Below are 24,400 nucleotides of genomic sequence, written 5' to 3'. Positions count from 1 at the left end.
AATCATCCCACCTCGACGCGGGAAAGGGCGCATGGCCAGCGACCGATGCGGCGGCGGGGGCGATCGAGCGGGAAGCTCTGTCGGATCCGGTCCGCGTTCGGTAGGGGCCGGAACAACCTCACATCTCTGGTGCCGGTCGGGCGTGGTCCACAGATACGACGTGATGTGAGGGTCGATCGAGCAGCAGGCGGGCTGTGACAGGCTCGCGGTCCGGGACTGGGTGTCGTTGATCCAGCCCGCCCGTCGGAGGCTTCAAGGCGGCGAGGTTCGAACAGGGCTCAGCGCCGCAGGCTTCCGGATAACGACCGCGCGGAGCGATCGGGCTTCGTCGAAACGGTATTCTCTAATTTCTTCCGGACGGTGTCCGGCGCTCCGCAACCCTTTCCATCCACTCAGCGGCTGGCCGCGTGAGATCGCGAAGCCATGCCCCCAAGATCCTCCCCCTGTGGGGGAGGTGGCCGAAGGCCGGAGGGGGGAGTGATCGGCGGATGGCCACAACCCGGATCTGCGACCCTAAAACTCCCCCCACCGATCGCTTCGCGATCGCCTCCCCCATAGGGGGAGGGACGCGGTCCGTAGGGGGCGAGGGGTGATCGCCCTAGTCCTCGAAGACCAGCACGTGCTTGCCCGCTTCAGGCCGGAACGTCGCTTCCTCCAGCGCCTGGCGATGGTCGTCGAGCGTCCAGCGGCCGGCGATGCGGACCTCGATCTCGGGATCGGCCAGCTCGGCCAGGACGCTGGCGAGATAGGCGGCGTCCTCCGGGGCCGGCGGGTCGAAGAAGTAGCGATAGACGTAGGAGCGGATTTCCTGCAGGTCCATCAGCACCTTGAGCGCGCCGGCCTGGAAAGGCCGCAGATCGTAGGCGCCGACCACGACCGCCCGGCCCTTGAACCCCAGGGCCTCGAGCAGCTGGGTCAGGACCTCGCCGCCCACCGCGTCGACCACGCCGCTCAGGTCCTCGCCGCCCGTCGCCGCGCGCACCGCCTCGGCCAGGGGTACGGTGAGATCGGCCAAGGCGATCACGGCCTCCGCGCCCAGGGCTGTAAGGTCGCGGCCTTCGATCCGCCGACGCACGATCGCCAGCACCCGCACGCCGCGTCGACGCGCCATCTGGATGACCAGGCTCGAGACCAGGGAATGGCCGGCCGTGACCGCCAGCCACTGTCCGGGGCCGACCTCGCTGGCCGTCAACACGTCGCGGGCGGTGATCGCGGGCATCAACTGGGCCGCGCGCTCGACGGGATAGTCGTCGGGCAGGGGGATCAGGGCCCGCGCGTCGATCGCCGCGAACTGCGCCCAGACGCGGCCGGCGCTGAACGCCACCAGCATTCCCGGCGCCAGGTCGGCGCGGCCGCCGGTCTCGACCACCCGGCCCACGCCGTGATTGCCGACGATCTGGCCGGGCAGGACCGGCCGCTTGGCCTCGGGATATTGGCCCTGGGTGAAGAAGAAGTCGCCGGGGTGGATCCCGGCGGCGACCATCCGCACCAGGGCCTCGCCCGGACCGGGGCGCGGCGTGGGCGCCTCCCGCAGTTCGACCACGTCGAGAGGCGGACCGAGACGATCCTGGACCAGCGCTTTCATCGGACTTGCTCCTGTCGCACCCGCCATCTCGCGGGGTGGAGGTCAGATGCGAGCGATCGCCGATCGGGACAATCGACCCGGATGGAGCGCTGTTTTCCAGATGAGCAACAATGGCGCCTTGCGTCGCTGACCGACGATCCCGATCTGCGGACCGGACGGAGAAGGCCAAAATGGGGATGGAACGGCGATGCTGGGATTCGACGACGCGGCGATCTTCCTGAAGGTGGCGCGGGAAGGCAGTTTCGTCGCCGCCGCGCGCGCCCTGGACCTGCCGACCAGCTCGGTCAGCCGCCGGGTCGCCGCCCTCGAGGCGCGGCTCAAGGTCCAGCTGCTGCGGCGGACCACCCGGGCGGTGGGCCTGACCGACGACGGCCGGGCCTTCGTCGACCGCTGCGCGGCCGCCATCGACGAGATCGAGGCCGCCGCCAAGGGTTTCGACACCAGCGAGGCGCGGCTCACGGGACGGCTGACCGTCACCGCCCCGCACCATGTCTGCAACGAGGAATTCGCGCCCAACCTGCTGGCCTTCGCCGCCGGCCATCCGGACCTGGTCATGGACCTGCGGCTGACCAACGGCGCGCCCGACCTGATCGAGGAGGGGATCGACGTGGCCTTCCAGCTGGCCCCGCTGCCCGAAGGCCGCCATGTGGCGCGCAAGCTGTGGTCCTCGCCCTACATGATCTGCGCCAGTCGCGAGTTCGTCGACCGCCATTCCGAGACCCGGCGGCTGGACCATCCCCGGCGCCTCTGCCCCCTGCCGGCGATCCTGACCCCGCCGATCCGCAACTGGCGTTTCGTCCACGCGAACGGCGAGACCTACGCCATGGCGCCGCGCACCCTGGGGGCGTCGGTGGACGATCTGTCCATGGGCGCCCTGGCCGCGCGCCGGGGTCTAGGGGTAGCCTATCTGCCCAGGGGCCTGGCCGGCCGCTTCCCCGACCTGGTCGAGCTGTCGTTCGGGGACTGGCGCGTCGAGGACCGCGAGCTCTACGCCCTCTATCCGGCCACCCGGCAGCTGTCGCCCAAGGTCCGGGCGGTCATCGACCACGCCCTGTCGACCCGCGCGGCGCATCAGTCCAGGCCGGCGGCCTAGGCTTCGCCGGCTACGACGCCCACGCCGAACTGGATCCAGACGGCCTTGTCCTTGAGGTTCTTCTTCACGAAGGCGGCGTGGATCTCGCGCTCTTCCTCGGTCGAACGCGGGGCCAACGGCCGGGCCCTCGCACCGTACGAACCGGCGCGGGCTATCGAGACGGCGGTGACGGCGACCGCGTGGGTCAGCTCCAGCGCCCGCTCCTTGCCGCCCTGCAGCTCGAGATAGACCTCGGCCAGCAGGTGGGCGTCGATCAGGGCGCCGTGCTTGTCGCGGCTGTCGAGGCTGATCTTGAACCGCTTACACAGCGCGTCGAGCGAGTTGTACATGCCCGGGAAGCGCTTCTTGGCCATGGCCAAGGTATCGACCCAGTTGGTCTCATGGATCGGGGCGCGGCCGCACTTCTCCAGTTCGAAATTGACGAAGCTGCGGTCGAAGGCGGCGTTGTGGGCGATGACCGGGGCGTCGCCGACGAACTCGAGGAACCGGTCGGCGATCTCCTCGAACTTCGGCTTGCCCTTCAGAAAGGCGCTGGACAGGCCGTGCACCTTCTCGGCCTCGGCCGGCATGTCGCGCAGCGGGTCGCAATATTCGTGGAACGACCGCCCGGTGGGCATGTAGTCGACCACCTCGATGCAACCGATCTCGACCAGCCGGTCGCCGGTCTTCGGGTCGAAGCCGGTGGTTTCGGTATCGAGGATGATTTCCCGCGCCATCGGATTTCAATGGCCCTGTTCGCGGCCGCCTTCAAGCGGAGCGGCGGCGCGCAGGCGAGTCAGGATGTCGCGGACCTGTTGACGGGCGTGGTCCAGGCCTCGGCCGGTGTCGATCACGAAGTCGGCGCGGGTGCGCTTCTCGGCGTCCGGCGTCTGGCGGGCCAGGATCGCCTCGAACTTGGCGAGGTCCATGCCCGGCCGAGCGAGGACCCGTTGCCGCTGGACGTCGGCGGGAGCCGAGACCACCACCACCTTGTCGACCTTCTTCTCGCCGCCGGTCTCGAACAGCAGGGGGATGTCGAGCACCACGATGTCGGCGCCCTGGGCCTGGGCGTCCTCGAAGAAGCCGATGCGATGGGCGCCGACCAGCGGGTGGACGATCGATTCCAGCACCGCCAGGGCCTCGGAGTTCCCCATCACCGCGGCGCTGAGCCTGGCGCGGTCGATGGCCCCGTCGACCACGACGCCCGGAAAGGCCGCCTCGACCGGCGCGACGGCCGCGCCGCCGGTGGCGTAGAGCGCATGGACCGCCGCGTCGGAGTCGTAGACCGGCACGCCGGCCTCGACGAACATCTGGGACGTCGTCGACTTGCCCATGCCGATCGAGCCGCTCAGGCCCAGGACGATCATTTCGCGGCCTCGCCGAGCTGGGCCAGGGCCAGGGCGCGAACGTCGACCTGGGCGGGCGGCGGGGCGCCGAAGAAGGCCTCGAAGCTGGGGACCGCTTGGCGCAGCAGCATCTCCAGCCCGTCCACCGTGCGGCGTCCGGCCGCCTCGGCGCGCTGCAGGAACTCGGTGCGGAGGGGCTTGTAGACCATGTCGACCACCACGGCGTTCCTCGGCGTCAGCTCCAGCTTCGCCGCCGGGCCGGCGCCGCCGCCCAGGCCTAGGGAGGTGGCGTTGATCACCAGGCCGGCCTGGGCGAGCAGGGCGTCCAGCTCGTCCTCCGACGCGGCCTCGACCACGCCGCCGATCGAGGTGGCGATGGCCTCGGCGCGGGCGAAGGTGCGGTTGACGATGCTGACCCGGGGCGCGCCGGCCAGGGCCAGGGCGGCGGCCGCGCCCCGGGCGGCACCGCCGGCGCCCAGGATCACCACCGGCGAAATGGCGAGGTCGAAGCCCGGCGCCTGGACGGCGATGGCGCCGATCAGGCCCGGACCGTCGGTGTTGTCGGCGGTGATCGTGCCGTCGGCCTCGAAGATCAGCAGGTTGGCCGCCCCGGCCAGCTTGGCCAGGTCGCTGCAGCGGTCGGCGCAGGCCAGGGCCTGCTCCTTGAACGGGATGGTGACGTTCAGCCCCCGGATCGCCCCGCCGCGCAGGCCCTCGGCGAAGGTCTCGAAATTGTCCTCGCCCGGTCCGAACGGGACGTACGCGGCGTTCAACCCGGCCGCGGCGATCCAGGCGGTGTGGATCACCGGGCTCATCGAGTGGCGGATCGGCTGGCCGCAGACCCCGGCGACGATGGCCGAACCCGTCACGCTCATGCTTCAAGGGCTCCATGCAGGCGAAGGAAATCGAGCAGGCCGGTGATCGGCAGGCCCAGGATGGTGAAATAGTCGCCGTCGATGCGGTCGAACAGCTGCACCCCCTCGCCCTCGAGGAAGTAGCAGCCGACCGACGACAGGACGTCCGGGGCGTTGCGGGCCAGATAGCCGTCCAGCCAGGTGTCGCTGAAGGGCCGTACCGACAGCCTGGCGGTCTCGACCACGCGCCAGATCGGCCGCCCGTCGCGGGCCACGACCACGGCCGAGTGCAGCTTGTGGATCTTGCCGCGCAGGCGGACCAGCTGGTCGCGGGCGGCCTCGACGGTGTCGACCTTGTCGAACAGCACGCCGTCCAGGTCCAGCGTCTGGTCCGTGCCGATCACCAGGCCAGGGCGCTTGGTCGAGACCTTGAACGCCTTCAGCTCGGCCAGGGCGTCGGCCACTTCGCGGGGCGAAGCCCCCTCGGCCAGCAGCCCGGCCTTGGCCGCGTCCTCGTCGACGCCGGACCTGACAGCCTCGAAGGCGACGCCGGCGTTGCGCAGGATCGCCTGGCGAGCCGAGCTGGTGGACGCCAGGGTGACGCCCAAAAGAGAGGAGGGGGTGCGGGACGATGACGTCATCCCAGGACCTCGACCTGGCCGCGGCCGCCCGACAGCAGGTTAATGATCGCCGCCGCGGTCTCCTCGACCGATCTGCGGGTCACGTCGATGATCGGCCAGCCCTGGCGCTCGAACAGCCGGCGGGCGGCGATGATCTCCTGCCGCACGGCGTCGGTGTCGATATAGTCGCTCTCGCGGTTCTCCTTCAGCGACAACAGGCGGTTGCGGCGGATCTGGATCAGCCGCTCGGGCGTCGTCATCAGGCCGACGATCAGGGTGTTCTTCAGCGTGAACAGCTCGTCGGGGGGCGGGCGGCCCGGCACCAGCGGCACGTTGGCGGCGCGCACGCCCCGGTGAGCCAGATAGATGCAGGTCGGCGTCTTGGAGGTGCGCGACACGCCCACCAGAATCACGTCGGCCTGGGTCAGGTCCTGGCCGCCCTGGCCGTCGTCGTGGGCGATGGCGTAGTCCAGGGCCTCGATCCGGTCGAAATAGTCGTTGTTCAGCGCGTGCTGGGCGCCGACCCGGGTCGAGATCCGCGCGCCCAGATAGCGCGACATGGCGCTGACCACCGGGTCGAGCGCGGCGATGCACGGCATCTCCAGCCGTCGGCAGCCTTCCTCCAGCGCCGCCCGCAGCCCCGGATCGATGATCGTGTGCATGACCACGCCCGGCGCCCCGGCGATCTCCTCCAGCGCCCGGTCGAGTTGGCGCGTGGAACGCACCAGGGCGTAGATGTGTTCAATCGGCAGGATGTCGGTGAAACGCGCGCAGACCGCCCTGGCCATGGCGTTCAGGGTCTCGCCCGTGGAGTCCGACACCAGGTGGATATGGAAGTAGGTCGCGAACCTCGGCGCGGCTCTTTCACCCTCAGGGGCGCCCGCTTCCTGTGGATCATCTGTTAAGGGTTGCTTAACCACTGGCTTGGCCCTTGGGGATGAGCGGGGGTGAATATGGGACGGTCACGGCGCGTCGAACTGACCCTGTGTTAAACGGTCACATTGATGCCGGACAATCCCCAGTCTCGGATCACCTCCACAGCCGGTGCGTTTTCGATTCCCCCAGAGCGGGGATGAGCGAACGCTCATGGTTACGGCGCCGTTCACCATCTTAACGTTTCATTAGGAATTACGAAGGCCTAGCGGACTATCCCCATAGTTCACAGGCGCGAGCCCACATGTGGGTCACGTTGGGATGGATTTCGGATGGGCAGGGGGCATGGTGCGCCGCACGCGGGTTTTCCCCGTTTGGCACTTGCCCACCATCTCCTACAATCTTCCTTAAAATCTTCTTAAAGAGAGAAGGAAGAAGGGAAGAAGGCCTCCGGGGAGATACGGGCTTGAGCCCACGGGCCTGACGGGATTTAAGGCCAGTATGACCTCGCTCGAAAAGCCCAAGCTCCTTTCCGTCCTGGATGGCACGATCGCCGAACGTCCGCCCGTGTGGTTCATGCGGCAGGCGGGACGCTATCTGCCGGAGTACCGGGCCGTTCGCGCCACCGAGCCGACCTTCATCGATTTCTGCCTGAATCCGGAGAAGGCCGCGGAGGTCACCCTGCAGCCCCTGCGTCGGTTCCCCTTCGATGCGGCCATCGTCTTCGCCGACATCCTGCTGATCCCCCAGGCCCTGGGCCAGAAGGTTTGGTTCGAGGCGGGCGAGGGGCCGAAGCTGGGCGAACTGCCGTCGATCGAGTCGATGCGCGACCTGACGGGCCAGGCCGGCCAGGCGCTGGGCGCGGTCGGCGAGACCCTGAGCCGCGTGCGCTCGGCGATGGACCCTGAGCGGACCCTGATCGGTTTCGCCGGCGCGCCCTGGACCGTGGCGACCTACATGATCGAGGGCGGATCCAGCGACCGTTCCGGCGCCCGGACCTTCGCCTACCAGCAGGCCGACAAGCTGGACGCCCTGATCCAGGTGCTGGTCGACGCGACCATCGACTACCTGGCCATGCAGGCGGCGTCGGGCGCCCAGGTGCTGAAGCTGTTCGAGAGCTGGGCCGAGGGCCTGTCCGAGCCGCTGTTCGAGCGTCTAGTGACCAAGCCGCACACCGCCATCATCGAAGGCCTGCGAGCCCGGGGCGTGACCACGCCGGTGATCGGCTTCCCGCGCGGGGCCGGGACCCTGGTCGAGACCTACGCCAAGGTCGCGCCCGTCCAGGGCGTGGCGCTGGACACCCAGGCCTCCGCGGCCCTGGGCCAGTCGATCCAGAAGACCAAGGCCATCCAGGGGGCGCTCGATCCGCTGCTGCTGCGGGCCGGCGGCGACGCGCTGATCGAGCGGGTCGACCAACTGCTGGAACAGTGGGGGCAGGGTCCCTACATCTTCAACCTGGGTCACGGCATCCTGCCCGACACGCCGATCGCCCATGTCGAGGCGGTACTGGCCCGGGTGACCGGCAAGTGACGAGCGTGAAGGGGCAGGGGCGTAGGATCGCCGTCGTCCTGTTCAACCTGGGCGGACCCGACGGGCCGGACGCGGTGCGGCCGTTCCTGTTCAACCTGTTCCGGGATCCGGCGATCATCGGCCTGCCGGCCCCGCTTCGCTATCCGATCGCGGCCATGATCGCCGCGACCCGCACGAAGCTCGCCAAGGAGAATTACGCCCTGATGGGCGGCGGTTCGCCCCTTCTGCCCGAGACGGAGAAGCAGGCGAGGGCGCTGGAGGCCGACCTGGCCGCGCGCTTCCCGGACGCCGAGACCCGCTGCTTCATCGCCATGCGCTACTGGAACCCGCTGACCAAGGCGACCGCCAGGGCCGTGAAGGCCTTCGCGCCGGACGAGGTGGTGCTGCTGCCGCTCTATCCGCAGTATTCGACGACCACGACCGGCTCGTCGCTGAAGGCGTGGAAGCGCGCGTACCGCAAGGGCCCGGGCCGGGTGTCGACGGTCTGCTGCTATCCGACGGACGAGGCTCTTGTTCAGGCGCATGCCGACCTGATCAGGGCTGCCTACGACAAAGCCGGACGTCCCGGTCCGGCGCGCCTGCTGTTTTCCGCCCACGGCCTGCCGGAGAAGGTGATCCTGGCCGGCGACCCCTATCAGAGCCAAGTCGAGGCCACGGCCGCGGCGGTGGCCGCCAGGCTGGGCGAGGGCTGGGACTGGCGGGTCACCTATCAGAGCCGCGTCGGACCGATGAAGTGGATCGGCCCGTCGACCGAGGACGAGATCCGCGCCGCCAGCCAGCAGGGCCTAGCCCTGGTGGTCACCCCGATCGCCTTCGTCTCCGAGCACATCGAGACCCTGGTCGAGCTGGACCACGAATATCGCCAGGTGGCGTTCGAGAACGGCTGCCCCGTCTATGTCCGTGTGCCGGCCCTGGGCGTCGCGCCCGGGTTCATCCGCGGTCTGGGCCGCGCTATCCAGGGCGCGATCGGATCGCCCGACCGTCTCGTCACCGCCTGCGCCTGGCGCTGTGGCCGCGACCGCACCCAATGTCCGAACAAGCAGGGAGCTTCGGCGTGATGGATTTCCTGGCCGGTCACTTCGACCTGATCCGCGGCCTGCACATCATCTTCGTGATGGCCTGGATCGCCGGCATGCTGATCCTGCCGCGCCTGTTCGTCTATCACATGAAGACCGAGCCCGGCTCGGAGATGGATGCGGTCTTCAAGCTGGCCGAGCTGCGCACCCTGCGGATCATCATCAATCCGGCGATGATCCTGGCCCTGCTGATGGGCCTGCTGCTGGCCATGATCGACACCCAGCGGTTGGGTCCGGACTTCTATCTGAAGCCCTGGGCCCTGACCAAGATCGCCGCCCTGATCTTCCTGTTCGCTTGGCACGGCTTCGTCTCGAAGGCCCGTCGCCAGTTCGCCGCCGGGACCAACACCCGCTCGGAGAAGTTCTGGCGGATGACCAACGAGCTGCCGTTCCTGGCGGCGATCGTCATCGTGCTGTCGGTGACGACCAAGTTCCTGGGCCACTAGCCCGGCCGCCGGACCGGGCGGCTTCGCTTGACCGGCGAGGCCGCTTGTGGTTCCCATCCAGGCAGACGGGTCGCCCGCGGCCCGTTCCCGCCTCTTACGGACCGGCGCTCGTCCTGACGCGCCCCCGGAGCCCGGCTCCGAAGGTCTGTCCCCCGATCGATACGCGCCGTCGTCATGGCGCGACCCGCTCGCCGCTTCGCCGCGACGAGTCCGTTTTAGAACCAAGGCCCGGCTCGCACCCTCGCGGGCCGAGCGACGTTGAGTGTCATCATGACCGACCAGACCGATACCCAAGACACGCCCGAGCTCGAACCCGTCGTCGACACGACGGTCGAGCCGGCCGCCGACACCGCCGGCAACGGCGACGACAACGGCGACGAAGACTCCGAGATCAGCGCCGCGGTGGCCGCCATGGGCCTGACGCGCATGTCGCTGCAGGAGCTGAAGGAAAAGTCGCCCGCCGACCTGCTGGCCTTCGCCGAGACCTTCGAGGTCGAGAACGCCAACTCCATGCGCAAGCAGGATATGATGTTCGCGATCCTGAAGACCCTCGCCGAGGAAGGCGTGGAGATCTTCGGCTCGGGCACCATGGAAGTGGTGCAGGACGGCTTCGGCTTCCTGCGCTCGCCGGAAGCCAACTACCTTCCGGGTCCGGACGATATCTACGTGTCGCCCTCGCAGATCCGCAAGTTCGGCCTGCGCACCGGCGACAGCGTCGAAGGCGCCATCCGCTCGCCGCGCGAGGGCGAGCGCTACTTCGCCCTGACCAGTGTCTCGAAGATCAATTTCGAGAGCCCCGAGAACGTGCGCCACAAGGTGCACTTCGACAACCTGACGCCGCTGTATCCCGAAGAGCGGCTGAACATGGAACTGCCCGATCCGACCATCAAGGATCGCTCGGGCCGGGTCATCGACATCGTCGCCCCGCTGGGCAAGGGCCAGCGCTGCCTGATCGTCGCCCCGCCGCGCGTCGGCAAGACGGTGATGCTGCAGAACATCGCCAAGTCGATCGAGACCAACCACCCCGAGTGCTACCTGATCGTCCTGCTGATCGACGAGCGCCCGGAAGAAGTCACCGACATGCAGCGCACGGTGAAGGGCGAGGTCATCGCCTCGACCTTCGACGAGCCGGCGACCCGCCACGTGCAGGTGGCCGAGATGGTCATCGAGAAGGCCAAGCGCCTGGTCGAGCACAAGCGCGACGTCGTCATCCTGCTGGACTCGGTCACTCGTCTGGGCCGCGCCTACAACACCACCGTCCCGTCGTCGGGCAAGGTGCTGACCGGCGGCGTCGACGCCAACGCCCTGCAGCGTCCCAAGCGCTTCTTCGGCGCGGCGCGCAACGTGGAGGAGGGCGGTTCGCTGTCGATCATCGCCACCGCCCTGATCGACACCGGCAGCCGCATGGACGAAGTCATCTTCGAAGAGTTCAAGGGCACCGGTAACTCGGAAATCGTCCTGGACCGCAAGGTCGCCGACAAGCGCATCTTCCCGGCCATCGACGTGCTCAAGTCGGGCACCCGCAAGGAAGAGCTCATCACCCCGCGCGACCAGCTGCAGAAGACCTACGTCCTGCGCCGGATCCTCAACCCGATGGGCGCCTCGGACGCCATCGAGTTCCTGCTGGAGAAGATGCGCCAGTCGAAGACGAACGGCGATTTCTTCCAGAGCATGAACACTTAAGCTTGGTGTTTCACGTGAAACACGAGGGGCGGCCGGTGCGAACCGGCCGCCTTTTTTGTTTACCGCTCGGATCAGTGCGGCGAACACTTGCCCCCTACGGACCGCCTCCCTCCCCGTGTGGGGGAGGTGATCGCGCAGCGATCGGTGGGGGGAGTTTTAGGATCGTCGATCCGGGGTGTGGCCATCGGCCGATCACTCCCCCCTCCGGCCTTCGGCCACCTCCCCCACAGGGGGAGGATCTTGGGGGCATGGCTTCGCGATCTCACGCGGCCAGCCGCTGAGTGGATGGAAAGGGACGCGGAGCGCCGGACACCGTCCGGAGTTTGAAAAAGAATACCGTTTCGACGAAGCCCGATCGCTCCGCGCGGTCGTTGTCCGGAAGCGCGGCGGCGCCGAGCCCTGTTCGGACCTCGCCGCCTTGAAGCCTCCGACGGGCGGGCTGGATCAACGAACCCCAGTCCCGGACCGCGAGCGTCTCACCGCTCGCCTGCTGCTCTTTCGACCCTCACGTCACGTCGTATCTGTGGACCACGCCCGACCGGCACCAGAGACATGAGGTGGACCTCGAAGGCCCGCCGACAGAGCTTCCCGCTCGATCGCCCCTCGCCGCCGCATCGGTCGCTGGCCATGCGCCCTTTCCCGCGTCGAGGTGAAGCCATTATGCGGCCGCCGGGAAACCCTGCGGGGAATAAAGATTTAGCGCAGCGATATCAGGGGCTTGATCGCCGCAGCGACGGGGACATGCGCTCGCGCGTGTCCCCAGCCGCTTGGCTCGGCGCGAAACCTGGGGACACGCCGCGAGGGCATGTCCCCGTCAGCGGGCGGCCTACGGGACCAGCACCGTCGCCCCGGTGGTCCGCCGGCCTTCCAGCGCCTCGTGCGCCGCCCGGGCCTGCGCCAGCGGGAAGGTCTGGCCGATCTCGATCTTCACCGCGCCGGACGCCAGCACCGCGAACAGCGCTTGGGCGCTCTCGTCCAGTTCGGCCGTCGTGGCGATGTAGTCGAACAGGCGCGGCCGCGTCAGGAACAGCGACTTGGTCCCCAGCTCCAGCGGCGCGATCGCGGGGGCGGGGCCCGAGGCGTTGCCGAAGGTGGCCAGCATGCCCCGCCGGCCCAGGCTCTTGAGGCTGGCCTCGAAGGTGTCCTTGCCGACGCCGTCATAGACCACGGCCACGCCCTGGCCGCCGGTGATCTCGGCCACCCGCGCGGCGACATCCTCCTCGCCGTAGAGGATCACGTGGTCGGCGCCATGGTCGCGGGCGAGGGCGGCCTTGGCCTGAGAACCGACCGTGGCGATCACGGTCGCGCCCAGGGCCTTGGCCCATTGCACCAGGATCGAGCCCACCCCGCCGGCGGCCGCGTGGATCAGGACGCTCGTGCCAGGCTCGACCTTGTGGCAGCGCCGGATCAGGAACTCGGCGGTCATGCCCTTGAGCAAGACAGCTGCAGCGGTCTCCAGGCTGACCCCGTCGGGGACCTTCACGGCCCGGTCGGCCGGGACGACCGCCGCCTCGGCATAGGCGCCGAGCGTGCCGTTGTAGGCGACGCGATCGCCGGCCTTGAACCGGGTGACGCCTTCGCCCAGGGCCTCGACGACCCCGGCGGCCTCCAGTCCCAGCACCGCCGGCATCTTCATCGGATAGAGGCCGGAGCGGTGATAGGTGTCGATGAAGTTCAGGCCCACCGCCTGGTGACGGACCAGGACCTGGCCCGGGCCGGGCGAGGGAACCGGCAAGTCGACGGCCTCGAGCACCTCGGGGCCGCCGGTGCGGACGGCTTGTATGGCCAGCATGACGGTCAGCCCAGGTTGGACTGGAAGAAGGTCAGACTGCGTCCGCCCGCCTTGGCCGCGTCGGCCGCGTCGTAGTGCGCGCCACCGACCCGGGCGAAGGCGTGGTCGCGGCCGGGATAGGTATGGATTTGGATCTGCGGGTGGTCCTTCAGCGCGGCCAGGATCACCTTCTGGGCTTCCTTCGGCACGAACTGGTCCTCCTCGGCGATGTGGATCAGCAGGGGCTTGGCCAGCTTCTCGGCCTCGGCCACGTACTTCTCGATCCCGACCCCGTAATAGGCGACAGCGGCGTCGACGTCGGTGCGGGTGGCGGTGAGGAAGGCCAGCAGGCCGCCCAGGCAGAAGCCCACGGCGCCGACCTTGCCGGTGACGCCTGGCAAATCGCGGACGGCGGCCACGGTGGCGGCGATGTCGGCCACGCCGTTGTCCACGTCGAACGCGTTATAGAGTTCGAAGGCCCGCTTCCACTCGGCCTCGCTCTGGTCGGTGATGTCGATGCCCGGCTCGATCCGCCAGAACAGGTCGGGGCAGACGGCGACGAAACCCTGGCCCGCCAGGCCGTCGCAGATGTCGCGCATCACCTGGTTGACGCCGAAGATCTCCTGGATGACGACGACGGCCGGAGCCTCGGCGGCCGCTTGGGGACGGGCCACATAGGCGGAGAAGTCGCCGTCGGGCGTGGTGATCGTGAGGGTCTCGCTCATTGGGGCTCTCCGTATCGTGGCGTCTCTGGGGGATCGCGCGGCGTCGATGGGACTTTCGACCGAAGCGCTCTAACGTGCGCCGATGCGGTCGCGGCATAACAACATCGTGCTTCGACGGCAGGGAACCCCAGATCATGAAGATGACCATTGAGATTGACTGCACGCCGGTGGAGGCCCGCGCCTTCCTGGGCCTGCCCGATGTGAGCGCCCTGAACGAGCACCTGGTCAAGGAGATGCAGGACCGCATGACCAGCAACATGGCCATGCTGGCGCCCGAGGAGCTGATGAAGAACTGGATGGCTTTCGGGACCGGAGCCCAGGACCAGTTCCGCAAGCTGATGACCGCGGCGGCCGGGGCGGCGATGACGGGCATGGGCGGCAAGTCGGAATGAACGACACGATCTACGCGCCGGCCACGGGCGCGGGCAGGGCGGCGGTCGCGGTGGTCCGGATCTCTGGACCGCGCGCCGCTGACGCCGTTCGTGCCCTGGCGGGGACCCTGCCCAAGCCGCGCCGAGCGGTGCTGCGTCAGCTGACCCATCGAGGCGTAGCCCTGGACGACGCCCTGGTGCTCTGGTTCGAGGGGCCGGCCAGCTATACCGGCGAGGACGCGGCGGAGTTTCACGTGCACGGCGGTAGGGCCGTGGTCGAGGCCCTGCTCGACGCCCTGTCCGCCGAAGGGCTGCGCCTGGCCGAGCCTGGCGAGTTCACGCGCCGCGCCTTCGAGAACGGCAAGCTGGACCTGACCCAGGCCGAGGGCGTGGCCGACCTGATCGACGCCGAAACCGAGGCGCAGCGTCGCCAGGCCTTGGGCCAGCTGGGCGGCGCGTTGAGCCAGCGCTACGACGCCTGGCGCGGTCTCCTGGTCCAGGCCCTGGCCATGCTGGAGGCGGCGGTCGACTTCCCGGACGAGGAGCTGCCCGAGGACGTGGCGGCGCGCGCCCGCCCCGGGCTGGAGGCGCTGGAGGCCGAGATCGCCGAGGCCCTGGCCGATGCTTCACGGGGACGACGGGTGCGCGACGGTTTCCGCATCGCGTTGGTCGGCGCGCCGAACGCCGGCAAGAGCACCCTGCTGAACGCCCTGGCGGAGCGGGACGCGGCCATCGTCACCTCCACGCCCGGCACCACCCGCGACATCATCGAAGTCCCGCTGACCCTGGGCGGCTACAAGACCCTGCTGGCTGATACGGCCGGCCTGCGCGAGACCGAGGACGCCATCGAGGCCGAAGGCGTTCGCCGGGCGAGGGCCTGGGCGGCTGGGGCCGACCTGCGGCTGTGGGTGATCGACGCGGCGATGTTCCACGTGAAACAGGACAACGATCTGGCGCTGTTGCAGTCCGGCGACTGGGCGGTGATCAACAAGATCGACCTGGTCGACGCCTATCGCCTGGAGGAGCTGCGCGAGGCTTTGGCCGTTCAGGGCCTGAGGGTGATCGAACTGGCGGCCCGCAAGCCCGGCGGCGCGGAAGCGGCGAGGGCGGCCCTGACCGACCACGTGGTCGACGCCCTATCCGGGGCCGAGTTCCCCGCCGCCACCCGCATCCGCCATGCGGAAAGCCTGACCGAGGCGCGCGGCTATCTGCAGCGCGCGCTTTCCGACGTCGGGCTGGAGGTGGAGCTGGCGGCGGAGGATGTTCGACTCGCCGCCAGGGCCTTGTCGCGTATCACCGGCCGCATCGATCCCGAGGATGTGCTCGACCGAGTGTTTTCAAGCTTCTGCATCGGGAAGTGATGTTTCACGTGAAACATCGCCTTGAACTATCCACAGGCTGATCACAGATGTCTCCGGCGTGTTTCACGTGAAACACCCGCGATCGACTCGCCGCTGAGGGGACTCTCGCGTATAAGGCTAATCGCGCCCCCGCCGAGACACCAATCTCGGGATGGGGGCGTTCGCATTGAGGCGCGCAAGCTTGTCCAACACCTGGGATGTCATTGTCATCGGCGGCGGTCACGCCGGCTGCGAGGCGGCGGCCGCCTCCGCGCGCGCCGGTGCGCGCACCTTGCTGCTGACCCACAAGCGCGAGACCGTGGGCGAGATGTCGTGCAACCCGGCCATCGGCGGCCTGGGCAAGGGTCACCTGGTCCGCGAGATCGACGCCCTGGACGGCCTGATGGGCCGGATCGGCGACAAGGCCGGCATCCAGTATCGCCTGCTGAACCGCTCCAAGGGTCCCGCCGTGCGCGGCCCGCGCTCGCAGATCGACCGCCGGCTCTACCGCGAGGCCATGCAGGCCGAACTGTTCGCCTATCCGAACCTGGACGTGATCGCCGCGGCCGCTGAGGACCTGATCGTCGAGGACGGCGTGGTCGCCGGCGTCGTGGACGGGGAGGGCGGCGTCTACCGCGCCCCGCGCGTGGTGCTGACCACCGGCACCTTCCTGAAGGGCGTGATCCACCAGGGCGAGACCCGCATCCCGGCCGGCCGGGTGGGCGACGCCCCGTCCATCGGCTTGTCGGACCGGCTGTACGCTCTGGGCTTCGACATGGGCCGGCTGAAGACCGGAACGCCCGCGCGCCTCGACGGCAAGACCATCGCCTGGGACCGCCTGGAGATGCAGGCCGCCGACGAGCAACCCGAGCCGTTCTCTTTCCTGACGTCTCACGTGGACGTGCCGCAGATCCAGTGCGGCATCACCTACACCACGGCGGAAACCCACAAGATCATCGCCGAACGCCTGGGCGAGTCGGCGGTCTATGGGGGCCGCGCCACCGGCATCGGCCCGCGCTATTGCCCGTCGATCGAGGACAAGGTCGTCCGCTTCGCCGACAAGACCAGCCACCAGGTGTTCCTGGAGCCGGAAGGCCTGGACGACGACACGGTCTATCCGAACGGGATCTCGACCTCGGTCTCGGCCGAGACCCAGCTGCTGTTCCTGCGCACCATGCCGGGCCTCGAGAACGTCGAGGTCATCCGGTACGGCTATGCGATCGAGTATGACTATGTCGATCCGCGCGAGCTCTACCCGACCCTGGAGACCAAGCGTCTGCCCGGGCTCTACCTGGCGGGCCAGATCAACGGCACGACGGGCTACGAGGAAGCCGGGGCCCAGGGCCTGATGGCCGGGCTGAACGCGGCGCTGGCGGCGCAGGGCAGGGACCCCGCCGTCTTCGCGCGCGACGAGGCCTATATCGGCGTGATGATCGACGACCTGGTCACCCGGGGCGTCACCGAGCCTTATCGGATGTTCACCAGCCGCGCCGAGTTCCGCCTGATCCTGCGGGCCGACAACGCCGACCAGCGCCTGACCGACAAGGGCCTGGCCCTGGGCGTGGTGGGCGACGTCCGCGCCGAGGCCTGGGCCGCCAAGAAGGCTGAACTGGGGGCCGTCCGCGCCTTCGCCCGCTCGGTCACCCTGACCCCGGCCGAGGCCAATCGCGCCGGCTTCAAGGTCAATCACGACGGCCAGCGACGCGACGTCCTGGCCATGCTGGCCCTGCCCGACGTGACCCTGGACGGGCTGACCTCGGTATGGCCGGAGATTTCCACGTGGAGCTCGATGGCCCGCGAGCAGATCGAGATCGAAGCGGCCTATGCCGGCTATCTCGACCGCCAGCGCAACGACGCCGAGGCCTTCCGCAAGGAAGAGGACCTGCGGCTGCCGGCCGATCTGGACTACGGCCTCGTCGGCAGCCTGTCGAACGAGGTGCGCGAGAAGCTGGCGCGGGTGAAGCCCCTGACCCTGGGCCAGGCGGCGCGGATCGAGGGCGTCACGCCTGGCGCCCTGACGGCCCTGCTGGCCCACGTCCGCCGCTCGAAGGCCGCTTGATGTCCGCTGCGTCCGCGCCGTTGGTCATCGAGGAGCTCGACCCGGTCGACGCCGCCGCCTTCCAGCGGCTGACCGGCTGCACCGATGCGCAACTGGCTGACCTGACGCGGTTCCAGGCCCTGCTGGCCGAGTGGAACGAAGTGATGAACCTGGTGGGCCCGGCGACGATCGCCACCTACTGGAACCGTCACGCCTGGGACAGCGCCCAGCTGCTGACCCTCGCGCCAGAGGCCAAGGTCTGGGCCGACCTGGGCGCCGGGGCCGGCCTGCCGGGCGTGGTGCTGGCGATCCTGCTGAAGGACACGCCCGGGGCCAAGGTTCACCTTGTCGAGAGCATGGCCAAGCGCTGCCGCTTCTTGCGCGTCGTGGCCGACGCGCTGAAGCTGCCCGTCGAAATCCACAACGCCCGCGCCGAAGAGCTGGACTTGAAGGTCGATGTCGTGACCGCGCGGGCCTGCGCGCCGATGGTCAGACTGCTGGGGTACGCCCAGCCCTACTTCAAGCGTGGCGCGGTCGCCTGGTTCCTGAAGGGACAAGATGTCGCTTCGGAGCTGGCCGAGGCCTCTACATATTGGAAATTCGAGTCGACCCTGCGGCCGTCCCTGAGCGACCCGCGAGGCCAGATCGTGCAAGTGAAGGGGCTTAAGAGTGTCCGTAAAGTCTGACCAACCGCTGCGCGTCCTCGCCATCGCCAATCAGAAGGGCGGGGTCGGCAAGACCACGACCGCCATCAACCTGGGCACCGCCCTGGCGGCCTGCGGCGAACGCGTGCTGCTGATCGACGCCGACCCGCAAGGCAACTGCTCGACGGGCCTGGGCATCACCCGCCTGCAGCGCCGCACCACCCTTTACGACGTCCTGATGGGCGAGGCCCCGGTGGTCGACGCCGCGGTGAAGACCGAGCTGCCGGGCCTGGACGTGATCCCCGCCGACGCCGACCTGTCGGGCGTCGAGATCGAGCTGGGCCAGCAGGCGCGCCGCTCGTACCGGCTGCGCGACGCCCTGGAGCCCCTGCGCGCCAACGGCCCCTACACCTATGTGCTGATCGACTGCCCGCCGTCGCTGAACGTGCTGACCGTCAACGCCATGACCGCCGCCGACGCGGTGTTCGTGCCCCTGCAGTGCGAGTTCTTCGCCCTCGAGGGCCTGACCCAGCTGATGCGGACCATCGAGCGAGTGCGCGGCAGCCTCAATCCCAAGCTGGAGATCCAGGGCGTGGTGCTGACCATGTACGATCGCCGCAACAGCCTGTCGGACCAGGTGGCGCGCGACGTGCGGGATCACTTCGGCGACAAGGTGTATGACGCGGTCATACCGCGGAACGTCCGGGTGTCCGAGGCGCCGTCGTTCGGTAAGCCCGTCCTGCTGTACGACCTCAAATGCGCCGGCAGCCAGGCCTACCTGCGGCTGGCGCGCGAGGTGATCAGCCGCGAACGCAGCCGTCAGGCCCAGGCGGCCTGAGCCGGCCGCGAGGCCGTCTGAGGATAACCATCCAAGTCATTGTCGAAATTGAGTGAAGAGCGCGTGAGGGAGTCGGTCGTGGTGGGAGAACCGGGGATGTCCGAAGGTCGTCGTGGTTTGGGTCGGGGCCTGTCCGCCTTGCTGGGCGAGGTCGATTCCGCTCCGGCCCAGGCGCCTGGTGATACCAGCCCCGGTTCGCGCGAGGCGCCGATCGAACTGGTACGACGCAACCCCGATCAGCCGCGCCGGACCTTCCGCGAGGAAGACCTGGTAGAACTTTCGGACTCCATCCGCGAGAAGGGCGTCCTGCAGCCGATCCTGGTGCGTCCGGCGCCGGGCGCCGCCGGCGAGTACCAGATCGTCGCCGGCGAGCGTCGCTGGCGCGCGGCCCAACGGGCCGGCCTGAAGACCATCCCGATCATGGTCCGCGAGCTGGACGACCTGGCCGTGCTCGAGATCGGCATCATCGAGAACGTCCAGCGCGCCGACCTGAACGCCATCGAAGAAGCGCTGAGCTACAAGGTGCTGATCGACAAGTTCGGCCAGACCCAGGAGATCATCGCCCAGACCGTGGGCAAGAGCCGCAGCCACGTGGCCAACACCCTGCGCCTGCTGTCGCTGCCGGACTCGGTCCAGCACTACGTCACCTCGGGCGAGATGACCGCCGGCCACGCCCGCGCCATCGCCAATGTGCCCGACCCGGCCGCCCTGGCCCGCGAGGTCATCGACAAGGGCCTGTCGGTCCGTGACGCCGAGGCCTTGGCCCGCCGCGCCCCGACCGCCGACGGCGAGGCCCGCGCCAAGTCCAGCGGCGGTCGTCCGCCCAAGACCAAGGATACCGACACCCAGGCCCTGGAAGCCGACTTGTCGTCGGTGCTGGGTCTCGACGTCGAGATCGACCATCGCGGCGGAACCGGCGCCCTGACCATCCGCTACGCGACGCTCGAGCAGCTGGACGATCTTTGCAACCGCCTGACGCGGGGCCACTAGAGGCCTCGCGGAGGGTCTTCTGTGGCGCACAGAAGAAGGCTCGCCCGTGTCCCTGGTCGAGCTGTTCTCCAGAATCGAGGCCGAGAAGGTGCGGGTTTTCGAATAAGGCCCTGAAAAACCGGCGTAAATCGCGAGATCAGCCGAAAATTCGATCGGGGCGTTTCGGACCCGTATCCGGAAGAATCCTGTGGATGAAGTCGCCGGCCGTTTGACGAATCGGCCGACTCTCCGCCTTCGGCCGAAGCGGCGGCGCTAGAGACCCAGCCGCCGCGCCTTGCCGGCGATCTGCAGGGCCAGGCGTTCGGAGATCAGTTGATCGGGCGAGCCGGAGGTCTTGCAGGCCTTGTCGGCCGCCAGCACCTCGGCCTGCACCATCAGCAGCTGATCCAGGGTCCAGGCCCGGGCCTGGCGCAGGAACTCGCGCTCCTGCTTCCAGAAGATACCCGAGGCCTTGGCCGCGGCCGCCAGGTCGACGCCGTTCTTGTGCAGGGTCAGGGTGCGGCGCAGCTTGCCCAGGTGGAAGCCCATGGCCCGCACGGCGGCGGGTCCGCCTTCGCCCTCGGCGGCGGCGCGGCGCAGGCCCGCCTGGGCGGGGCCCACGCGACCGCCGAACGCGTCGGAGGCCGCGTCGAACAACGAGGCCTCGGGCTCGACACCCAGGAAGTCGGTCAGGTCGGCCGGGGTGGCGACCACGCCGCTGCCCGGGCCGAGATAGAGGGCCAGGCGCTCGACCTCGGCGCGGGCCACGCCGCGTTCCTTGGGCAGTCGCGAGACGAACAGGTCCAGGGCTTCGCTGTTGAGGCTGACCTTGTCCTTGGCGAGGGTTTCGCGCGCGATGCGGGCCAGGTCTCCGGCCTCGTCCTCGTAGCAGGGGATCACCGCCGCGCCGGCGGCCTTCTCGGCGACCTTGCGCAGGGTGGAGTCGCGGCCCAGGGCGCCGGCCTCGATCAGGAAGAAGGCGTCGGGGTTCAGCTGGCCCTCGACATGGCGCGTCAGGGCCTCGGCGGCCTGCTTGTCGGGGCCGCCCTTCTCGCCGGTCAGGCGCAGGCGCACCAGGCGGCGGCCGCCCATCATGGAGAGCGCCGACAGCTCGTCCTCGAGCTTGCCGGCCTGGCTGTCCAGGTCGCTCTCGGTCAGCTGGGCGGTGTCGAACGGATCGTCGGGGTTCGCGAACAGCTTGTTGGCCAGCTGATCGGCGCGGTCGCGCACCACGCCGCGATCGCGGCCGTAGATGACCACGGCGCGGATATCGGCGGCGGGGTCCCGCAGGAAGCGTTCGATGTCCGGTCGCTTGGACAGGATCATGGCCAGCGTACTCGAGCGAAGTGGATACCGGTTCGCGTGAAGAGGACGCGCGAAAACAAAGAGAACCCTAGGTCTGGGACTTGCCCGCGATCCAGGTCGCCAGTTCCAGCTGGATCCGCCGGGCCAGTTCGGTGGCGGCGCGTTCCTGGCTGTCCTGCTGGGCGGCGATCGAGGAATAGGGCTGGTCGGCCGAGTCGTAGGTCACCGCGGCGCTGGTGACGCCCGACTTCACGTCCTTGCCGGTCTTGGCGTCGACCAGTCGCCAATAGGCGGTCAGGTTCAGCTCGTAGCGGTTGGCGACGTTGTCGACGCGGACGCCGCGCGCGTAGCGCTGCTCCTTCACCGAGTAGATGAACTTGTGCGACGGCAGGACATTGGCGTCCCGCGCGAAGGCGTCGTCCAGCTTCTCGCGCAGCAGGTAGCCGGCGCGGCCGGGGGCGGCGACCACCTCGATCGAACTGAGCCCCTTGGTGACCGTCTGGGGGCCGTACAGGGGGGTGAAGCCGCAGCCGGTGAGGCCCAGGGCCATGACGGCGACCAGGGCGGCCGGGAGGGTCTTGGAGAGCGGGAAGCGCTTCATGGATCAGCCGGCCACGATGTTGACGATACGGTCTTTCACCACGATCACCTTGCGAACGGTCAGGCCCTCAAGGTGGGCCATGACGTTGTGATCCGCCAGAGCGATTTTCTCGACCTCGGCCTCGGCTGTGCCGGCCTTGACCTTGATCTCGCCGCGGCGCTTGCCGTTGATCTGGATCGGCAGCACGCGCTCGTCGTCGGCGGCCAGGGCGGGGTCCGCCTTGGGCCAGGGGGCGTCGACGACCATGCCGGCCTTGCCCAGGTGGGCCCAGGCTTCTTCGGCCAGGTGCGGCGTGAAGGGCGAGATCAGGCGGGCCAGGATTTGCAGGGCCTCGGCGCGGGCCGCCAGGACGCCTTGCGAGGCGGCGCTTCCATCAGCTTGGGCAGCCGGCGCGGCCTTCAGCATGTTCAGGAACTCGTACAGGCGCGCCACGCCGCTGTTGAAGCGGAAGCCCTCGATGGAGTCGGTCACGAAGCCGATCAGGCGGTGCGCGCCCTTGCGCAAGGCCACGGCCGCCGCGTCGGCGTCGTCATGGGCGAAATCGCCGGCCGGCTGGCTCTCGAACTCGTTCCAGACCCGGTGGGTGAAGCGCCAGGAACCTTCGACGCCGCTGTTGGTCCATTGCACGTCGCGCTCGGGCGGGCTGTCGCTCATCACGAACAGGCGCGCGGCGTCCACGCCATAGGCCTCGAAGATGTCCTCGGGGGCGACGACGTTCTTCTTGGACTTCGACATCTTCTCGATGTCGCCGATGGTGATGGGCTCGCCGGTCGTGGCGTGGGCGGCGGTGCGCGTATTGCCCTCGACCGTGATGCGGATGTCCGACGGCTCGACCCACTCGCCGGCGGCGTTCTTATAGGCCTCGTGGGTGACCATGCCCTGGGTGAACAGGCCGGCGAACGGCTCCTCCACCGAGACCAGGCCCTCGTCCTTCAGGGCGCGGGTGATGAAGCGGGCGTACAGCAGGTGCAGCACCGCGTGCTCGACGCCGCCGATATACTGGTCGACCGGCATCCAGTGGTCGGCCGCGGCCCTGCTGATCGGCTCGGCGGCGGTCGGATCGGTGAAGCGGGCGAAGTACCAGCTGCTGTCCACGAAGGTGTCCAGCGTGTCGGTCTCGCGCTCGGCCTTGCCGCCGCAGGACGGGCAAGTGGTGTGACGCCAGGTGGGATGGCGCAGCAGCGGGTTGCCCGGCTTGTCGAAGCTGACGTCGTCGGGCAGCACCACCGGCAGCTGGTCTTCCGGCACGCCGACGGGACCGCAGGCCTCGCAGTGGATGACCGGGATCGGGCAGCCCCAGTAGCGCTGGCGTGAGACGCCCCAGTCGCGCAGGCGATAGACGGTCGCGCCCTGGCCCTGGTCCATGGCCTCGATGCGGTTGATCGCCTCGGTCTTGGCGGCCTCGATGTCCAGGCCGTCCAGGAATTCCGAATTGAAGATCGCGCCGGGGCCGACATAGGCCTCCTTGCCGACCTGGAAGCTCGCGGCGTCCTCGCCCGGCGGCAGGACCACCGGCAGCACCGGCAGGTCGTACTTGCGGGCGAAGTCCAGGTCGCGCTGGTCGTGGGCCGGGCAGGCGAAGATCGCGCCGGTGCCGTAGTCCATCAGGATGAAGTTGGCGATCCACACCGGCAGGGTCTGGGTCGGGTCCAGCGGGTGGACCACGCGCAGGCCGGTGTCACGGCCCAGCTTCTCGGCGCCCTCGATGTCGGCTTCCGAGGTGCCGCCCTTGCGGCATTCGGCGACGAAGGCGGCCACGGCCGGGTCGGCCGCCGCCAGCTGCTCGGCCAGCGGGTGCTCGGGGGCGATCCCGACGAAGCTGGCGCCGAACAGGGTGTCGGGGCGGGTGGTGTAGACCTCCAGGCCGTCGGCGTGGCCGGCGGGCGCCTCACCGTCGAACTTGAACGTGAACCGCAGGCCCTTGGACCGGCCGATCCAGTTCTCCTGCATGATCCGGACCTTCTCGGGCCAGCGATCCAGGGTCTTGAGGCCATCGATCAGGGCGTCGGCATAGTCGGTGATCCGCAGGAACCACTGGGTCAGCTTGCGCTTCTCCACGGTCGCGCCCGAGCGCCAGCCCTTGCCGTCGATGACCTGCTCGTTGGCCAGGACGGTCATGTCGACCGGATCCCAGTTGACCGAGGCTTCCTTGCGGTAGACCAGGCCGCGCTTCAGCAGGCGCAGGAACCAGGCCTGCTGCTTGCCGTAGTATTCCGGGTCGCAGGTGGCGAATTCGCGCGACCAGTCGACCGACAGGCCCAGGGCCTTCAGCTGCTCGCGCATGGCGGCGATGTTGTCGTAGGTCCAGCCCTTGGGGTGGACGCCGCGCTCCATGGCGGCGTTCTCGGCCGGCATGCCGAAGGCGTCCCAGCCCATCGGGTGCAGCACGTTGAAGCCCTGGGCGCGCTTGTAGCGGGCCACGACGTCGCCCATGGCGTAGTTGCGCACGTGGCCCATGTGGATGCGCCCCGACGGGTAGGGGAACATCTCGAGCACGTAGTACTTCGGACGCGCGTCGGGGGCGATCGGCGTCAGGAAGGTGTTGGCGTTCGCCCAGGCGGCGCGCCACTTCGGCTCGGTGTCTTTGGGATTGTAGCGGGCCATGAAACCAGACTGTTCGTGCGGGGGCTCGCACCCTCGGGCGCGGTCCGCGGAAGTCTTATGCGGTTTCGGCCTGGGCGCGTCCAAAAAAGGGGCGCGGTTCTAAGAATGC

General features: G+C 68.9%; 22 protein-coding genes. 11 read left to right on the top strand and 11 right to left on the bottom strand.

Translation table 11 applies throughout. The features are described 5' to 3' along the window. Positions 1 to 598: 598 nt before the first annotated feature. Positions 599 to 1,585 carry a quinone oxidoreductase family protein gene (locus tag AC1U89_RS17590; protein ID WP_479900959.1) on the bottom strand — a complete coding sequence of 329 codons (987 nt, stop codon included), beginning with the start codon at positions 1,583 to 1,585 and terminating at the stop codon, positions 599 to 601. A gap of 187 nt (positions 1,586 to 1,772) precedes the next feature. Here AC1U89_RS17590 and AC1U89_RS17585 point away from each other — a divergent pair, with 187 nt between their 5' ends. Further along, complete coding sequence (locus AC1U89_RS17585) at positions 1,773 to 2,678, top strand: LysR family transcriptional regulator (RefSeq protein WP_479900958.1); 906 nt, start codon at positions 1,773 to 1,775, stop codon at positions 2,676 to 2,678. On the opposite strand, the gene dnaQ is transcribed toward AC1U89_RS17585, so the two are convergent. Genes dnaQ through AC1U89_RS17560 form a run of 5 tightly spaced genes read right to left on the bottom strand, consistent with a single transcriptional unit; the run spans position 2,675 to position 6,397 of the window. After that, positions 2,675 to 3,394 (bottom strand): DNA polymerase III subunit epsilon, encoded by a 720-nt coding sequence (dnaQ, locus tag AC1U89_RS17580; RefSeq protein ID WP_479900957.1) that lies wholly within the window; start codon positions 3,392 to 3,394, stop codon positions 2,675 to 2,677. The two genes, AC1U89_RS17585 and dnaQ, sit on opposite strands and share 4 nt — an antisense overlap. 6 nt (positions 3,395 to 3,400) lie before the next feature. After that, positions 3,401 to 4,024: a dephospho-CoA kinase gene (gene coaE, locus AC1U89_RS17575; protein WP_479900956.1), complete on the bottom strand. Its 624-nt coding sequence runs from the start codon at positions 4,022 to 4,024 to the stop codon at positions 3,401 to 3,403. Further along, entirely contained in the window at positions 4,021 to 4,878 is an 858-nt protein-coding gene (aroE, locus tag AC1U89_RS17570; RefSeq protein WP_479900955.1) for a shikimate dehydrogenase, read from the bottom strand. Before aroE ends, coaE begins: the two co-directional genes overlap by 4 nt. Then, the gene (locus tag AC1U89_RS17565; protein WP_479900954.1) at positions 4,875 to 5,498 is read right to left on the bottom strand and encodes a Maf family protein; all 624 of its coding nucleotides are present in this window, start codon (positions 5,496 to 5,498) and stop codon (positions 4,875 to 4,877) included. Before AC1U89_RS17565 ends, aroE begins: the two co-directional genes overlap by 4 nt. Continuing rightward, complete coding sequence (locus AC1U89_RS17560; RefSeq protein WP_337685603.1) at positions 5,495 to 6,397, bottom strand: pyruvate, water dikinase regulatory protein; 903 nt, start codon at positions 6,395 to 6,397, stop codon at positions 5,495 to 5,497. The genes AC1U89_RS17565 and AC1U89_RS17560 overlap by 4 nt, the downstream gene beginning before the upstream one ends. Positions 6,398 to 6,851: 454 nt before the next feature. On the opposite strand from AC1U89_RS17560, the gene hemE reads away from it, so the two are divergent. The 4 genes from hemE to rho all read left to right on the top strand — a co-directional run bounded on the left by hemE (position 6,852) and on the right by rho (position 11,085). Then, positions 6,852 to 7,880, top strand: coding sequence for a uroporphyrinogen decarboxylase (gene hemE / locus AC1U89_RS17555; protein ID WP_479900953.1), 1,029 nt, complete (start codon positions 6,852 to 6,854; stop codon positions 7,878 to 7,880). Positions 7,881 to 7,885: 5 nt separating this feature from the next. After that, complete coding sequence (gene hemH / locus AC1U89_RS17550) at positions 7,886 to 8,938, top strand: ferrochelatase (protein ID WP_479900965.1); 1,053 nt, start codon at positions 7,886 to 7,888, stop codon at positions 8,936 to 8,938. Then, on the top strand, positions 8,938 to 9,402 hold the full coding sequence (locus AC1U89_RS17545) for a CopD family protein (RefSeq protein ID WP_479900964.1): 465 nt from the start codon (positions 8,938 to 8,940) through the stop codon (positions 9,400 to 9,402). Before hemH ends, AC1U89_RS17545 begins: the two co-directional genes overlap by 1 nt. A gap of 270 nt (positions 9,403 to 9,672) precedes the next feature. After that, entirely contained in the window at positions 9,673 to 11,085 is a 1,413-nt protein-coding gene (rho, locus tag AC1U89_RS17540; protein WP_479900952.1) for a transcription termination factor Rho, read from the top strand. A gap of 826 nt (positions 11,086 to 11,911) precedes the next feature. Here the strand turns inward: rho and AC1U89_RS17535 are convergent. Further along, complete coding sequence (locus AC1U89_RS17535) at positions 11,912 to 12,877, bottom strand: quinone oxidoreductase family protein (RefSeq protein ID WP_479900951.1); 966 nt, start codon at positions 12,875 to 12,877, stop codon at positions 11,912 to 11,914. A gap of 5 nt (positions 12,878 to 12,882) precedes the next feature. Next, on the bottom strand, positions 12,883 to 13,581 hold the full coding sequence (locus AC1U89_RS17530; RefSeq protein WP_479900950.1) for a dienelactone hydrolase family protein: 699 nt from the start codon (positions 13,579 to 13,581) through the stop codon (positions 12,883 to 12,885). 134 nt (positions 13,582 to 13,715) lie between these two features. On the opposite strand from AC1U89_RS17530, the gene AC1U89_RS17525 reads away from it, so the two are divergent. The 6 genes from AC1U89_RS17525 (at position 13,716) to AC1U89_RS17500 (ending at position 19,802) form a co-directional block, all read left to right on the top strand. Continuing rightward, entirely contained in the window at positions 13,716 to 13,973 is a 258-nt protein-coding gene (locus AC1U89_RS17525; RefSeq protein WP_479900949.1) for a DUF6489 family protein, read from the top strand. After that, the gene (gene mnmE / locus AC1U89_RS17520) at positions 13,970 to 15,313 is read left to right on the top strand and encodes a tRNA uridine-5-carboxymethylaminomethyl(34) synthesis GTPase MnmE (RefSeq protein ID WP_479900948.1); all 1,344 of its coding nucleotides are present in this window, start codon (positions 13,970 to 13,972) and stop codon (positions 15,311 to 15,313) included. The genes AC1U89_RS17525 and mnmE overlap by 4 nt, the downstream gene beginning before the upstream one ends. Positions 15,314 to 15,494: 181 nt before the next feature. Continuing rightward, positions 15,495 to 17,351, top strand: a complete 1,857-nt coding sequence (mnmG, locus tag AC1U89_RS17515) for a tRNA uridine-5-carboxymethylaminomethyl(34) synthesis enzyme MnmG (protein WP_479900947.1) — start codon at positions 15,495 to 15,497, stop codon at positions 17,349 to 17,351. Continuing rightward, positions 17,351 to 18,016 carry a 16S rRNA (guanine(527)-N(7))-methyltransferase RsmG gene (gene rsmG, locus AC1U89_RS17510; protein ID WP_479900946.1) on the top strand — a complete coding sequence of 222 codons (666 nt, stop codon included), beginning with the start codon at positions 17,351 to 17,353 and terminating at the stop codon, positions 18,014 to 18,016. The genes mnmG and rsmG overlap by 1 nt, the downstream gene beginning before the upstream one ends. After that, a complete protein-coding gene (locus AC1U89_RS17505) occupies positions 18,000 to 18,812 on the top strand; it encodes a ParA family protein (RefSeq protein ID WP_479900945.1) in 813 nt (270 codons plus the stop codon). The genes rsmG and AC1U89_RS17505 overlap by 17 nt, the downstream gene beginning before the upstream one ends. 96 nt (positions 18,813 to 18,908) lie before the next feature. After that, positions 18,909 to 19,802 carry a ParB/RepB/Spo0J family partition protein gene (locus AC1U89_RS17500; protein WP_479900944.1) on the top strand — a complete coding sequence of 298 codons (894 nt, stop codon included), beginning with the start codon at positions 18,909 to 18,911 and terminating at the stop codon, positions 19,800 to 19,802. A gap of 252 nt (positions 19,803 to 20,054) precedes the next feature. Here the strand turns inward: AC1U89_RS17500 and holA are convergent, their stop codons facing one another. The 3 genes from holA to leuS form a co-directional block, all read right to left on the bottom strand. Next, positions 20,055 to 21,107 (bottom strand): DNA polymerase III subunit delta, encoded by a 1,053-nt coding sequence (gene holA / locus AC1U89_RS17495; protein ID WP_479900943.1) that lies wholly within the window; start codon positions 21,105 to 21,107, stop codon positions 20,055 to 20,057. Positions 21,108 to 21,174: 67 nt separating this feature from the next. Continuing rightward, the gene (gene lptE / locus AC1U89_RS17490) at positions 21,175 to 21,687 is read right to left on the bottom strand and encodes an LPS assembly lipoprotein LptE (protein WP_479900942.1); all 513 of its coding nucleotides are present in this window, start codon (positions 21,685 to 21,687) and stop codon (positions 21,175 to 21,177) included. A 3-nt stretch (positions 21,688 to 21,690) separates the two neighbouring features. Then, positions 21,691 to 24,291: a leucine--tRNA ligase gene (gene leuS / locus AC1U89_RS17485; RefSeq protein ID WP_479900941.1), complete on the bottom strand. Its 2,601-nt coding sequence runs from the start codon at positions 24,289 to 24,291 to the stop codon at positions 21,691 to 21,693. Between the last annotated feature and the right edge of the window lie 109 nt (positions 24,292 to 24,400).

Source organism: Caulobacter sp. 05T431 (assembly GCF_056665975.1).
The sequence above is the reverse complement of the archived record's forward strand: the minus strand, read 5'-3'. Positions and strand labels throughout refer to the sequence as shown.

Bases quoted from the DNA above. Each gene is read 5' to 3' on its own strand.
- AC1U89_RS17590 (WP_479900959.1), bottom strand. From the start codon at position 1,585: ATGAAAGCGCTGGTCCAGGATCGTCTCGGTCCGCCTCTCGACGTGGTC.
- AC1U89_RS17585 (WP_479900958.1), top strand. From the start codon at position 1,773: ATGCTGGGATTCGACGACGCGGCGATCTTCCTGAAGGTGGCGCGGGAA.
- dnaQ (WP_479900957.1), bottom strand. From the start codon at position 3,394: ATGGCGCGGGAAATCATCCTCGATACCGAAACCACCGGCTTCGACCCG.
- coaE (WP_479900956.1), bottom strand. From the start codon at position 4,024: ATGATCGTCCTGGGCCTGAGCGGCTCGATCGGCATGGGCAAGTCGACG.
- aroE (WP_479900955.1), bottom strand. From the start codon at position 4,878: ATGAGCGTGACGGGTTCGGCCATCGTCGCCGGGGTCTGCGGCCAGCCG.
- AC1U89_RS17565 (WP_479900954.1), bottom strand. From the start codon at position 5,498: ATGACGTCATCGTCCCGCACCCCCTCCTCTCTTTTGGGCGTCACCCTG.
- hemE (WP_479900953.1), top strand. From the start codon at position 6,852: ATGACCTCGCTCGAAAAGCCCAAGCTCCTTTCCGTCCTGGATGGCACG.
- AC1U89_RS17545 (WP_479900964.1), top strand. From the start codon at position 8,938: ATGGATTTCCTGGCCGGTCACTTCGACCTGATCCGCGGCCTGCACATC.
- rho (WP_479900952.1), top strand. From the start codon at position 9,673: ATGACCGACCAGACCGATACCCAAGACACGCCCGAGCTCGAACCCGTC.
- AC1U89_RS17535 (WP_479900951.1), bottom strand. From the start codon at position 12,877: ATGCTGGCCATACAAGCCGTCCGCACCGGCGGCCCCGAGGTGCTCGAG.
- AC1U89_RS17530 (WP_479900950.1), bottom strand. From the start codon at position 13,581: ATGAGCGAGACCCTCACGATCACCACGCCCGACGGCGACTTCTCCGCC.
- AC1U89_RS17525 (WP_479900949.1), top strand. From the start codon at position 13,716: ATGAAGATGACCATTGAGATTGACTGCACGCCGGTGGAGGCCCGCGCC.
- mnmE (WP_479900948.1), top strand. From the start codon at position 13,970: ATGAACGACACGATCTACGCGCCGGCCACGGGCGCGGGCAGGGCGGCG.
- rsmG (WP_479900946.1), top strand. From the start codon at position 17,351: ATGTCCGCTGCGTCCGCGCCGTTGGTCATCGAGGAGCTCGACCCGGTC.
- AC1U89_RS17500 (WP_479900944.1), top strand. From the start codon at position 18,909: ATGTCCGAAGGTCGTCGTGGTTTGGGTCGGGGCCTGTCCGCCTTGCTG.
- holA (WP_479900943.1), bottom strand. From the start codon at position 21,107: ATGATCCTGTCCAAGCGACCGGACATCGAACGCTTCCTGCGGGACCCC.
- lptE (WP_479900942.1), bottom strand. From the start codon at position 21,687: ATGAAGCGCTTCCCGCTCTCCAAGACCCTCCCGGCCGCCCTGGTCGCC.
- leuS (WP_479900941.1), bottom strand. From the start codon at position 24,291: ATGGCCCGCTACAATCCCAAAGACACCGAGCCGAAGTGGCGCGCCGCC.